Annotated in this window: 11 protein-coding genes; 1 reads left to right on the top strand and 10 read right to left on the bottom strand. The window is 57.3% G+C overall.

The annotated features are described in order from the left end of the window. The 5 genes from fliG to putP all read right to left on the bottom strand — a co-directional run bounded on the left by fliG (nt 1) and on the right by putP (nt 5,230). Nucleotides 1-1,017 carry a flagellar motor switch protein FliG gene (fliG, locus tag WF513_RS05685; protein ID WP_339082283.1) on the bottom strand — a complete coding sequence of 339 codons (1,017 nt, stop codon included), beginning with the start codon at nt 1,015-1,017 and terminating at the stop codon, nt 1-3. After that, nucleotides 1,010-2,803, bottom strand: a complete 1,794-nt coding sequence (gene fliF / locus WF513_RS05680; RefSeq protein ID WP_339082281.1) for a flagellar basal-body MS-ring/collar protein FliF — start codon at nt 2,801-2,803, stop codon at nt 1,010-1,012. The genes fliG and fliF overlap by 8 nt, the downstream gene beginning before the upstream one ends. A gap of 15 nt (nt 2,804-2,818) precedes the next feature. After that, entirely contained in the window at nt 2,819-3,148 is a 330-nt protein-coding gene (fliE, locus tag WF513_RS05675; RefSeq protein ID WP_339082279.1) for a flagellar hook-basal body complex protein FliE, read from the bottom strand. Between the two features lie 94 nt (nt 3,149-3,242). Then, on the bottom strand, nt 3,243-3,464 hold the full coding sequence (locus tag WF513_RS05670) for a VF530 family protein (protein ID WP_339082277.1): 222 nt from the start codon (nt 3,462-3,464) through the stop codon (nt 3,243-3,245). Between the two features lie 275 nt (nt 3,465-3,739). Further along, nucleotides 3,740-5,230, bottom strand: coding sequence for a sodium/proline symporter PutP (putP, locus tag WF513_RS05665; protein ID WP_339082275.1), 1,491 nt, complete (start codon nt 5,228-5,230; stop codon nt 3,740-3,742). A gap of 434 nt (nt 5,231-5,664) precedes the next feature. Between putP and WF513_RS05660 the strand changes: the two genes are divergently transcribed. Beyond that, complete coding sequence (locus WF513_RS05660; protein WP_339082273.1) at nt 5,665-6,522, top strand: HDOD domain-containing protein; 858 nt, start codon at nt 5,665-5,667, stop codon at nt 6,520-6,522. A 9-nt stretch (nt 6,523-6,531) separates the two neighbouring features. Here WF513_RS05660 and WF513_RS05655 read toward each other — a convergent pair whose 3' ends face one another. The 5 genes from WF513_RS05655 to WF513_RS05635 all read right to left on the bottom strand — a co-directional run bounded on the left by WF513_RS05655 (nt 6,532) and on the right by WF513_RS05635 (nt 11,747). Beyond that, complete coding sequence (locus WF513_RS05655) at nt 6,532-6,951, bottom strand: group 1 truncated hemoglobin (protein ID WP_339082271.1); 420 nt, start codon at nt 6,949-6,951, stop codon at nt 6,532-6,534. A gap of 2 nt (nt 6,952-6,953) precedes the next feature. Then, on the bottom strand, nt 6,954-7,790 hold the full coding sequence (locus WF513_RS05650) for a DUF3034 family protein (protein WP_339083426.1): 837 nt from the start codon (nt 7,788-7,790) through the stop codon (nt 6,954-6,956). Nucleotides 7,791-7,813: 23 nt separating this feature from the next. Next, nucleotides 7,814-10,150: an EAL domain-containing protein gene (locus WF513_RS05645; RefSeq protein WP_339082269.1), complete on the bottom strand. Its 2,337-nt coding sequence runs from the start codon at nt 10,148-10,150 to the stop codon at nt 7,814-7,816. Further along, a complete protein-coding gene (locus WF513_RS05640) occupies nt 10,137-10,823 on the bottom strand; it encodes a methylamine utilization protein (RefSeq protein WP_339082267.1) in 687 nt (228 codons plus the stop codon). Before WF513_RS05640 ends, WF513_RS05645 begins: the two co-directional genes overlap by 14 nt. A 171-nt stretch (nt 10,824-10,994) precedes the next feature. Next, entirely contained in the window at nt 10,995-11,747 is a 753-nt protein-coding gene (locus WF513_RS05635; RefSeq protein WP_339082265.1) for an AraC family transcriptional regulator, read from the bottom strand. Nucleotides 11,748-11,888 lie beyond the last annotated feature (141 nt).

Below are 11,888 nucleotides of genomic sequence, written 5' to 3'. Positions count from 1 at the left end.
TTACACCATTTCCTCGCCGCCTTTGCCGCCGAGGACAATTTCCCCGGCTTCAGCCATGCGCCTGGCGATGGTGAGGATTTCTTTCTGTGCGCCCTCAACGTCACTGACACGCACTGGACCTTTGGCTTCCAAATCATCGCGCAGCAATTCGGCAGCGCGTTTGGACATATTCTTGAAGATTTTTTCCTTGATGGCCTCATCAGCACCTTTAAGCGCCAGTACCAACACATCCGAGGACACTTCGCGCATCAGCGCTTGGATGCCGCGGTCATCGACATCCGCCAGGTTATCGAAGACGAACATCAGGTCCTCGATCTTGCTGGACAAGTCCTCATCCACTTCACGAATGGAGTCCATCAGCTGGCCTTCGACCGAGCTGTCAAGGAAGTTCATGATATCGGCAGCACGCTTTACCCCGCCCAGTGCGGCGCGGGTCGAACTGGAACTGCCAGAGAACTGTTTCTCCAAGATCTGGTTAAGTTCTTTCAACGCCGCCGGTTGCACCGTGTTCAGCGATGACACGCGCAACACGATATCCAAGCGGACCTTGTGGTCAAAATGGCCCAGCACTTCGCCGGCCTGATCGGGGTCGAGGTAGGCTACAACGATGGCTTGGATTTGCGGATGCTCGTAACGGATAACATCGGCCACAGCGCGCGGCTCCATCCACTTCAAGCTGTCCAAACCACTGGTGCTGCCACCCAGTAGAATTCGATCAATCAAATTACCGGCTTTGTCTTCGCCCAAGGCCTGATTGAGCATCTTGCGAATATAGCCATCAGCACCAACACCAAGGCTGGTCTGGTCGCCAACGGTTTCGACAAACTCGCCCATGACCTGCTCAACCTGCTCGCGCTGGATATTGCGCATGCCGGCCATGGCCACGCCAACGCGCTGCACTTCCTTGGGTCCCAGATGGCGCAGCACCTGGGCCGCATCCGTTTCACCAAGCGACAGCAGCAGGATCGCGGCCTTGTCGACTTTGTTCAATTTAGTCGCGGTGCGGTTATCACTCATCAGCGTTAATCCACTCTTTCACAACCTGGGCTACGCGGCCCGGGTCTTCAGCGACCAGGCTTTTAATAGCATTGAGTTGTGCATCATACCCCTCACTCGGGCTGGGCAGGAGGATGCTTTGCGGGCCACCTAAGCTGACCCGGTCCTCGGCCAAATCACCACCCAATGCCCCCATTTCGCCGAGTTCAACATCACCACCACGGCCATCGCCTTGGTCTCTGCCGGCGCCGGTGATGTTCTTCATCACTGGGCGCAAGACAAACCAAACCAATATAAAGATCAGCAGAGCCGGCATCAGTTGCTTAAGGCCGCTCATGGCCAGCAGGAACAACTCACTCTGGTACCACGGCAACGCCGCAAGATCCTCGCCCACCTCGATGGAGAATGCGGTATTGATAACACTCACGCTGTCACCCCGGCTGGCGTCGAACCCTACTGAGTCCTGCACCAGGCGGGTAAAGCGTGCCAGATCATCACTGCTCCACGGCACCCGCGTGACGTCACCGCTGGCCGCATCAATCTTGACCTGATCATCCACCACCACGGCCACTGATAAGCGGCGAAGACGGCCCTGTTGCTGCTTGGTGTAGCTAATGGAGCGGTCCAGTTCGAAGTTGCGGGTGGACTGCTCGCGCTTGTCCGCCGGATACGGTGCGAGCATGGCTAAGCCAGTGGCCGGGTCGATGATCTGCTGACCATTGACATCCAGCAGTGGCTGGCCTGCAGCGATTGGCCCTGGCACAGCGGCAGCGCCCGCGCCAGCCACTTGCGGCGCAGCTGCCGCGCCAGGCGGCTGATTGCTCAGAGCGCCCGGCACGCCTTGTGGCGGCAGGCTGCTGGTGCGTTGTTCATTAACTTGCTGTTCGCTGCGCAGCGCCGGTTGATCGGGGTTGAACATTTCCGAGGTGGATTCCACCGCGCTGAAATCTACGTCCGCTGACACTTCAGCCTTATAGCGACCTGAGCCAAGCACCGGATTCAAAATATTGTGCACGCGCTGGGTAAACAGACTTTCCATGCGGCGGCTGTAATCAAACTGCTTGCCCGCCATGGTCAGCTCGGACATTTCCTGAATGTCCGAGAGCAGGTTGCCCTTCTGGTCGACCACGGTGACCTGCGCCTTGTCCATCTCCGGCACGCTGCTGGCAACCAAATTAACAATGGCCATCACCTGGCTTGGCTCCAGGCCGCGCCCGGAATACAACTCGACCAATACTGAAGCACTGGGCTTGCGCTCATCACGCACGAACACTGAGCTTTTCGGGATGGCCAGGTGCACCCGTGCACCCTTGACGTTGTTTAAGCTGGAAACTGTGCGCGCCAACTCGCCCTCCAAGCCACGGCGATAGCGGGTTGCCTCCATAAACTGGCTAGTGCCCAGGCCTTGCTCTTGGTCGAGAATCTCAAAGCCAATGCTGTTATCAGTCGGTGATACACCCGCAGCCGCCAAGCGCATACGCGCACGAGCCAGGTCACCGGACTTGACTAATAGCGCACCCGAATTGGGTTCTACGGTGTACTGGATATCGGCGGCCGATAACGTCTCCATCACCTGAGACGCATCCATGCCATCAAGGCTGCCATAGAGCGGCTGATAATCGGGCTGCTGGGACCACAACACCACCGCAAAGCCGATGGCCACGCTAGCGGCCAGGCCGACCAATAGACCAATTTGCCGCAACATCGACATGTCGGCGAGATTTTCCAAAAAGGTTAAGCCAAACAATGGCTTACTTGGCTCACCAGTGGTGGTAGCAGGTACGTTTGCAGCGACGGCTTCAGCCATGATTCAGCCCTACCCTTAAACCGGCATCTGCATAATGTCTTGATAAGCCTGAACCAGCTTGTTGCGCACCTGGGTCATGGCCTGCATTGATACGCTGGATTTCTGCGCGGCGATCATCACATCCGTCAAGTCCACACCGCTGGTACCCATCTCAAAGGCAGTAGCGAGCTTGCTGGCGGCCTGCTGATTTTCGCTGACTTTGCCAAGGGCCTGGCCAAACATCTCAGAAAAGCTCGGCGCACCCGCTTCAGGCGTGCTGGCAACAGGCTTTTGACGCGCCATGGCATCGGCCTGCATAGAGCGCATTTCCAGCATCAAGCGATTGAATTCAACACCTTGGCTCATCATTACCTCCACAGGCCGCGGTTTTTTGACGCTTCGCGGCGTTTGCAGAAGTATTGCAACAAGGGTGCCAGCTTATTGAACGGGTTCTAAGCGCCTATTTACGCGGTTGCGAGCGAATAAACAGGGCTTCGACCTTCTCCCGCGCCCACGGCGTTTTACGCAAAAAAGTCAGACTGGATTTGATACTCGGCTCGCTCTTAAAACAGCGGATGTCGATGCGTTGCGCCAAACCATCCCACCCGAACTGAGCAACCAGGGCGATGAGAATGGTCTCAAGGGTGACGCCATGCAGCGGATTATTAGATGATTGAGTCATGTAAAACCTGTTTGAGCAGCCTAAGTGAACACACGCACCACCATAGCCAAGCGCACGCTTGATCGATAGCGAGACTTTCTTTAGGCCTAACATTTATCTGATCTATTTTTGACGTAGCAAGGCGATAGTTCGAAGAAGAATCACCATGGTTTGCCCATAAAAAAACCGGCCCACACAAAAAGTGTGGGCCGGCAAAGTATGAGTGAGTCGTGCGAGCATTAGTCAAAAATACTGGCTCGCAAGCTACCTGCGCAGGACCGCAGGCTATGTATGGCTTAGGCCAGCTTGCGCTTAACCTCATCGAACTGCGCCTGCAACGCAGCTTCAGGCTCTTTAGTCATCAAGCTGACGACGATGATGGCAATGCTTGCCAAGATAAAGCCGGGGATGATTTCGTAAAGACCAAACACACCGCCAAGGCTAGACAGCTGCTTCCAGACCACCACAGTCAAACCACCCAAGATGATGCCGGCCAGAGCGCCGTTACGGTTCATGCGCTTCCAGTACAACGACAACAGGATGGCCGGACCAAAGGCAGCGCCGAAGCCAGCCCAGGCATAGGACACTAAGCCCAGCACGGTGTTGTCCGGGTTCATCGCTAAGACCAGAGCAATAATGGCAATCAGCACCACCGCGCCACGGCCAATCCATACCAGCTCAGCATCACCCGCATCTTTTTTCAGGATGGCTTTATAGAAGTCTTCTGCCAATGCAGAGGAGCTCACCAGCAACTGCGAGTCGGCGGTGGACATGATCGCAGCCAACACGGCGGCCATCAGAATACCAGCCACTACGGGGTGGAACAGGCTGTTGACCAGCACCATAAACACGGTCTCAGCATCAGCCAGATCCGTTTCTAAATAACCCAAAGCTACCCAGCCAATGGACAGCGCAGCAACTAGGGTCAGCGCGGTCCAGCTGACCGCAATACGGCGGGCTGTAGGAATATCTTTGTCATTAGAAATCGCTTTGAAGCGCGCAAGGATGTGCGGTTGACCAAAGTAGCCAAGGCCCCAGCCGAGCAGCGAAAGAATGGCGATAATACCCAACGGCTGGCCCTTGGCGTCGTTGAAGAAGGTCAGCAGCTCAGGGTTTTTCGTGGCGATGGCCAGGTGCGCCGCTTCGAAGCCGCCCACCGCGTTGAGCGCGAAAACCGGCACTAACACCAATGCAGCAGCCATCAACAAGCCCTGCACCACATCGGTCCAGGCTACCGCGAGGAAGCCACCGAACAAGGTGTAGGAGACCACCGCTAAGGTGCCGACGATCACGGCGATTTTATAGTCAAGGCCAAACACGGTTTCGAACAGCTTGCCGGATGCCACCAGGCCAGAGCTGGTGTAGAACAAGAAGAAAGTCAGAATGATTAACGCCGAAACCACACGCAGGGCACGGGATTTGTCGTTGAACCGATTCTCGAAGTAGGACGGCATGGTCACCGAGTCATTGGCCGTGTGCGAATAAATGCGCAGGCGCTGGGCGACGAAGAGCCAGTTTAACCAAGTACCCGCTAGCAGGCCGACAGCGATCCAAGTGGCTTCAAAGCCGGCGACCAGGGCGTAGCCAGGCAAACCCAGCAACAGCCAGCCACTCATGTCGGACGCGCCCGCTGACAATGCGGCGGTGGTCGGGCCGATCGAACGCCCCCCCAAAATGTAGTCAGACAGGTTGCTGGTGCGCTTGTAAGCCACAAGGCCCAACCACAGCATCAAGGCGAGGTAGACCGTAAAGGTCACCCCCACAACAAAAACGTTTTGCTCATTCATATTATTGTTCTCGTGTTGGCACGGATCGAACCGTGACTCTAATTAAAAGCGACCACTGCTCGCGATCACTGCTTTGAAACCACTCGCCAAACGCGCGCACACTAATGGCGTAACACACAGCTAAGCCTAGCCTGCCACATGAGCGACCGCCCCGTGCGACAGATACTGGCTAATAGTTTTAGCGCAGGCTCGCCTGCACAACCCAAGAAATGGCCTGCACTTGCGTGCCACGCGAATCTTAAAAAGCAATTTAGTGGCATAAGCCGACTCGCTTCTTACAAAATACTCTGGAGTTTTTGCAAAACCCTCCAAGCAAGGAACTTCCGCTAACCGCTGGTTTAAGGCGCAAACTGTAGGTGCTGCGGTAGCCTACTGCCCCAGCTTACCCGCACAGTGCCTATTTAGACTGCCTGCGCCCAACATGGAGGTGTGTATTGCAGAGCGCAACATCCGATTATTCAATCTACCGGACCTTGGTTTCGCAGTTAATGCAGGGCGAGGAACAATTGCCCAGCTTACCCACCATTACCTTGGATATACGCCGCGCTCTGAGTGATCCAGCCATCTCGCTTACGGCCCTAGCGCGCTTGATCAGCCGTGACCCGGCGCTCAGCGCCCTGCTGATGAAACATGCATCCAGTGCCTTATTTCGTCAGACCATGGCACCGAAAACGCTGCTTGACGTGGTCAGCCGGCTCGGCATGGCTGAAGTAGGTCGGATTACCATGGTACACAGCGTCAAAAGCCTGTTTACCCTGCACAGCGCTGGGCATAAAAAATTATTTGTGCAGGCATGGGAGCGCTTAGTCATTAAGGCCAGCACCTGCGCCATGCTCGCGGGCTTGCTTGGCACTGTGACGGCAGAACACGCCCTGCTGGCCAGCCTGCTCAGTGAGGTGGGCTCTCTGGCCGTACTCTCGGCGTTTCGTAATGACAGCGTGACGCCCTCCAGCGAGCTGTATGACAAGCTGTGCAGCGAATACAGCCAATCACTCGGCATTATCGTGCTGAAGAAATGGTCAGTGGATGACAACTACATCGAAATCATCCGTAACACGGGCAATTGGCACTCCAGCCCAGGGCACAAGCTGCAATTACTGGACATGGTTAACTTGGCGCTTTATCACGTGAGCAAGGCACAGGGCACAGAGGCTCAACTGCCACCCCTGCAGGAGCTCGCGGCCTATCAAAAGCTAATAGCGCCGCAGGATCATATCGATGACAACGGCGAGCTCAGCCTGCTGAGTAACCACCGCGCCGATATTTTGGCGATTGCTCAGACCTTGCGCTGAAACTGCCTTTTAACGGTAGATTATCTGCGCGCGCATGGGCGCAAGGCGTGCCAGCAGGCGGTTCTGCGCGGGCATGGCCACGCCCTGGCTACTCATGGCCGCCTGCAAGTTCTCAACCAAGGCGTTGAAATCGCTCGGCGTGAGGTTTTGGCCCTTGTGGCTTTCCTCCATGCTGTCGCCGGTGTAGGTGCAGGGACCACCGGCTTCAACGCAGACTTGCTCAACCAGCTTATCGCGCAGGCGCACGATATCGATGCTCTCGAAATGCCGAACGATGCGCGGATCACCGGCGATATTCAGCAGCATGCCCTCGATGATACGGGTAATCCCGGCCTGCTCGCCTAAGTCACGGTAGAGGCTGTCATCTTTAGGCGGCTGTTGGACGCACGCTGTTAGGGTGATAAACATCATCAGCAGCAGGCTGCGCATGCTCAGAAACTCCCCTGTACGGACAGATAAACACCGTCCTGATTATCCAGCGTGGCGATTTCACCCAGGCGTGCATAGGCCAGCACCAGCGCGACATGCTTGTTGGGGAAGTAGCCCAGAAACAGATCGGCCCAGTCACTCTCCCCGGCAAAGCTTAAATTGTCGGGCTTCTCGCGGTATTCCACCCCCAGCGCCCAACGTGGGTTGAACAACACAGCCACTGAACCTTCTTTAAGCACCGAGTGACGATCCCGGCGATCACCACCAAAACCCAACAGGCCCAGCTCGTTGGCCCGGCTATAGCGCAGGCCGCCGTTAAGCAGCAAGTTGTAGCCAAAAGCGCCGCCAAGGATCAGTCGACTGGCGCTGATATAGCCTTCAGTGTCTTCGCTGCGCTGCGCGCCAATCAGGCTGGGAATCGGGAAATCTTTCTGCCGTTTGTGCTGAATGCCCACTGACACCTGCGGCAGCTGGTCGTAGATCAGGTCGCCAAATAGGCGCACTTTGAGACCAAAAATATCTTGGCTTAAGCTGCTTTCTGGCAGGCTCAGGTTGCGCGCTAGCGTGCTGAGGTCCAAGCGCTGGCGCGCGTAAGACAGCTCGATACGGTTATCAAACGCTGCGCTAATGCCGGCCACATCCAAGCGATAGTCAGCGCTTTGCACCCGCGTGGCGAAAACGTCCGCGCCCCACTCACCGCGCTCACCATAACCGGCCAGCACAGCCCAAGGCGTGATCCCGCCACCCGCAGCACCTTCAATACTGCTGGCACCACCAGTGGCAAGCAAACGGCCGTCAGCCCACGCCCAATTGGCTAATAGCCCGAGTAATAAAACCATACCGCTGAACAGGTTTTTCATGCTCACTGCACCGCGCTTGTGGCGGCGTCCGCACGCTGCGCCATCCAGGTTTCAAACGCTTGCGCCGCCAATGGCCGGCTAATTAGGTAGCCCTGCGCGGTGTCGCAGTTCCAGCGCGCCAGCAGCTGCAAGCTGCGCTCCAACTCAACCCCTTCAGCCACTACTTTAAGACCCAAGCTGTGGCTCATTTCGATAGTTGAACGCACGATCACCGCATCCTCACTGGCGTCGTCCAGATCACGGATAAACGATTGATCGATCTTCAACTCCTGCACCGGCATGCGCTTGAGCTGGGCCAGGGACGAGTAACCCGTACCAAAGTCATCCACCGACAAGCTGATACCGCACTCACGCAGGCCATGCAGCACTTGCAGGGCGATCTCTGGATTGAGCATCACCCCGCTTTCAGTGATTTCAAAAATCAGCTGCTCAGCAGGCACCTGATACTTGACTAATAATTCGCGGACTCGCGCCGGTAACTGCGGGTCAATCAGGTCTTCGGTGGCAATATTCAACGACACCTGAACATGCAGGCCACGCCCGGACCATTCGCGCCATTGACGCATGACCTCCTCTATTACCCAAGCGGTCAGCAAGGTGATGCTGCCGCTGCGCTCAGCTAACGGAATAAATTCTCCGGGTGAAACCATACCCAACTCAGGGTGTTGCCAACGCAACAGGGCTTCAGCCTGGCGTACTTGGCCGTCGGCAATATCCAGTTTGGGCTGGTAGTGCAACTGCAGCTCGGCCCTGGCTGGGGCATGGCGCAAATCACGAATCAAGCGGATCTGCCGCTGCTGAGCATCATCGCGGCCGCGTTGGTAGACCTGCAGGTTGCTGGCTGTGCCGGCGGCGTCCTGCATGGCGATGGTCGCCCGACGCAGCAGCTCTTCTGGCGCGTTGCCATCCGCCGGGTAGCTGGCAATACCGATACGGCATTCCATAACGACATCTTGGGTGCCGACCCGCAACGGTTTGAGCAGCAGCTGCTGAACCTTATCAGCGATGCCTACAGCACCGTCGGTGTCGGTATGTTCCAGCAGCAACAGAAATTCATCGCCAATAATCCGCGCCACACTGTCACCAGGGCGCAGGGTCGTCTGTAAACGAGCGCTCAGCTGTTGCAGCGCCACGTCCCCGCCTTGTGGCCCCAAGCTTTCATTGACGGCGCGAAAATTCGCCACGCCCACGTACAACAATGCCGTAGGCCGCTGCGCTGTGATGGCGCTGCCGAGGCGTTCCAGCGCCAGTGTGCGGTTGGGTAACTCGGTGAGCGCGTCATGCAAGGCGTTGTGCGCCAGCTGTCGTTCACGGTCGGCAATACCCTGTTGCATGGCCTTAAACGCCGTGGCCAAGCGACCCAATTCATCACTGCGGTGCAAATCCAAGCTGGCTTGATAATCCCCTTGGCGTATCCGCTCGGCAACTGCAGCCAGTTGCTGCACGGGCTGCGACACAGAGCGCGCCAGCAGTAATGCGCCGCCCAGAGAAGCGCTCAGTGCCGCCATGGCAATCAGCAGAATATTCTTATCCAGCGGCGCAAAGGCCTGCTGCGCTTGATTCAAGGATTTGTGCAGCAGCGCATGCACGGCAAAACCGTCGCCACTGGCCAGTACCAAGGTCTGATTGAGATAGGACTCAGCACCGATCAAGCTCACCGCATCATCCGGCAACGCAGCCATGCTGCCTTGTAGCTGTTCACGCTGTGCCGGCGGCAGGGTGCTGATCCAGATATCGGCGACACCGTCTTGGGTTGCCAGGAGGGTCAAGTCCAAGTGGGCCAATTCACGCAGTTCGGCGGCAAAGGCGTCATCCACCTGAAAGCCCATCATCACCCGGGCAATCGGCAACGGCGCCGCGACGGTGGCTTGGACCAGCAAATAGATTTTGTCGGCAATCGGCATCAAGAAAATCTGCGTGCCATCACGCTGGCGCTGCATCACTTCGACGCTCAGGCGCTGGGCTGTCTCGCCGCTGATCTGTCGATCGGTGCTGATTTCAAGATTGCCATCCAGGCTCAGCATCATGACTGCACTGGCATTGATCCGCGCACCATGGTTGGCCAACGCCGAGCGAATGGTCTCCGCGTCAGCACTGGCCACGGCAGCTTTAAAACCAAAATCAGCAACCAACACCTGCACTGCATCATGCAACTGCCGGCCGCGCATCTCGAGCAACCGCTGAAACACTAAGCTACCGACATCCAGCTGCTCACGCGCTTGGCTGCGTACTGCCGCATCAGTCGCCGCTTGCACGGCCACATACAATGCACCAATCACAACCAACAAGAGCATGACCAATACGCCGGCAATGCGGGCCTGAAAACTATTGCGCAGCATCGCGAGCCTTCTTAAATGCATCACCAAAAGCACTCACCGGCGCACTCGGCGCGGCCTGAGCAGCGGGGGCCTGCGTGGCCAGGGTAAAGCGCTGCTCAAGGACGGCCTCAGTCACCTGCACCTCGCCCGCCGCTTGCGGCAGCATCTGCGGTGCTTGCGGGTGCCAAATACTCGCTGTGTAGCGGCCCGGCGGCAACTGATCGAGGTTCAACCGCCCTTGTTCGTCACTGACGGCGAACCACGGGTCATCGGTGACATAGACATAACCCACCATCCAGTCATGGATGTTGCAGCCGAGCACCACCACTCCGGGTTTATCGAAGATCACCGGTTCACTGGGAGTGCCTTGGTATAAGCGCAGTTCAAAGCGCTTGGCCAAGGAGAAGGAATAGACGTGGTGGCGAATATTATCGCTGTTAGGGAACGTCACCGAGGTACCGCTGCGCACTGCAAGCACGGTGGGTGCAAACTGCTGCAAGCGTTGATCCATGATGGCGGTAGCCGACACAGCCGCCGGGTCAGCCAGGCTGCGCAAGCTGAGCACCCCATTAGCAAGAGGCTGGCCTTGGCTGTCCACCAGTTCGGCGCGCAGGCCGGCTGCCTGCAACGGGGCACTGAGCAGCAATGCGCCCAGCAACGAAAACGCTAACGACACTTGCAGGTACTGGCTCATCAAGGCTTCTCAAGGGGGCACACTTGATTGTCACGGCTTCCTTGCCTGGCACAGTGAATGCCTCGGTAGGTCCCAGCTTAGCCGGCCAAGCGGAGAAGTTCACCCCCACTGTGAACGTGCGCCGCTGAATCATTTGTACAGGTAAGACGCAGCGGGTCGAAGAGGGAGCGTTTAGTTAGCAGCGCGCAGGCGCTTGGGGGTTAGGCCAAGGTAGCGGTGCATGGCTGTGGTCAGCGCACTCTGGCTGGAGAAGCCGCACTCCTCAGCAATGCGAATAAGCGGCAAAGTGCTCTCGCGCAGTAATCGCGCCGCGTGATCAAGGCGGGTTTTCAGCAAGTATTGATGAGGCGTCAGGCCGACGCAGTCTTTGAACTGCGCATGGAAATGACTGGGGCTCAGGCAAGCCACTTGGGCCAGTTCAGCCACACTGATACGCCGCGCGAGGTGCTCGGCGATATAGCGGTCGAGTCGCTCCACGTTCAGCGAGCCCACGGCCCGCACGTGTTGCTCGCCGAACAAACGCAGGTGCAAGGCACGCAGCAAGACGCCGCCAAGCGCCCGCGCCAGCAGCGGATCAGCGCCGTAACGCTGCAGCTCGGCGCCGGCGTAGCTGAGGAGATTCTGAAAATCGGCATCCAGCTGGGGATAACGTGGCTTTTCAAACAAGCCGGTTAGCAGTTGCAGGTCATCGCTGGAAAGGCCTTGCTCATCCAGATCGATGATCAGCATGCGGTTGTCGCCCATACCGGCGAACTGATGGTCTGCATCCCCTGGCACCAGACAGGCGCGCATGCGACACACCTCACCACCCCGGCCATTAACCTCAAACTCAGCGCGCCCAGCCAACGACAACACCAACTGATGATGGTCGTGGGTGTGTTCATGGGCTTGGTCATCGAGACGTATCAAACGCGCGTTGAGCATTAAAAGTGCAACCCCAAGTGGCAGAGGTGCAACTTTAACCCTTTAGCCAGTAAAACTGCAGCCTGTATGACCAATGACCGCTGTTGAGTGGGGGTCATGCAGCCTGATTAAACGCTCTAAAAACAGCGTGCACAGGCGGCA

The organism is Pseudomonas sp. TMP9 (assembly GCF_037943105.1).
Classification (GTDB): domain Bacteria; phylum Pseudomonadota; class Gammaproteobacteria; order Pseudomonadales; family Pseudomonadaceae; genus Aquipseudomonas.
Note: the sequence above shows the minus strand (reverse complement) of the source record. Positions and strands in the feature narration are given on the sequence as shown.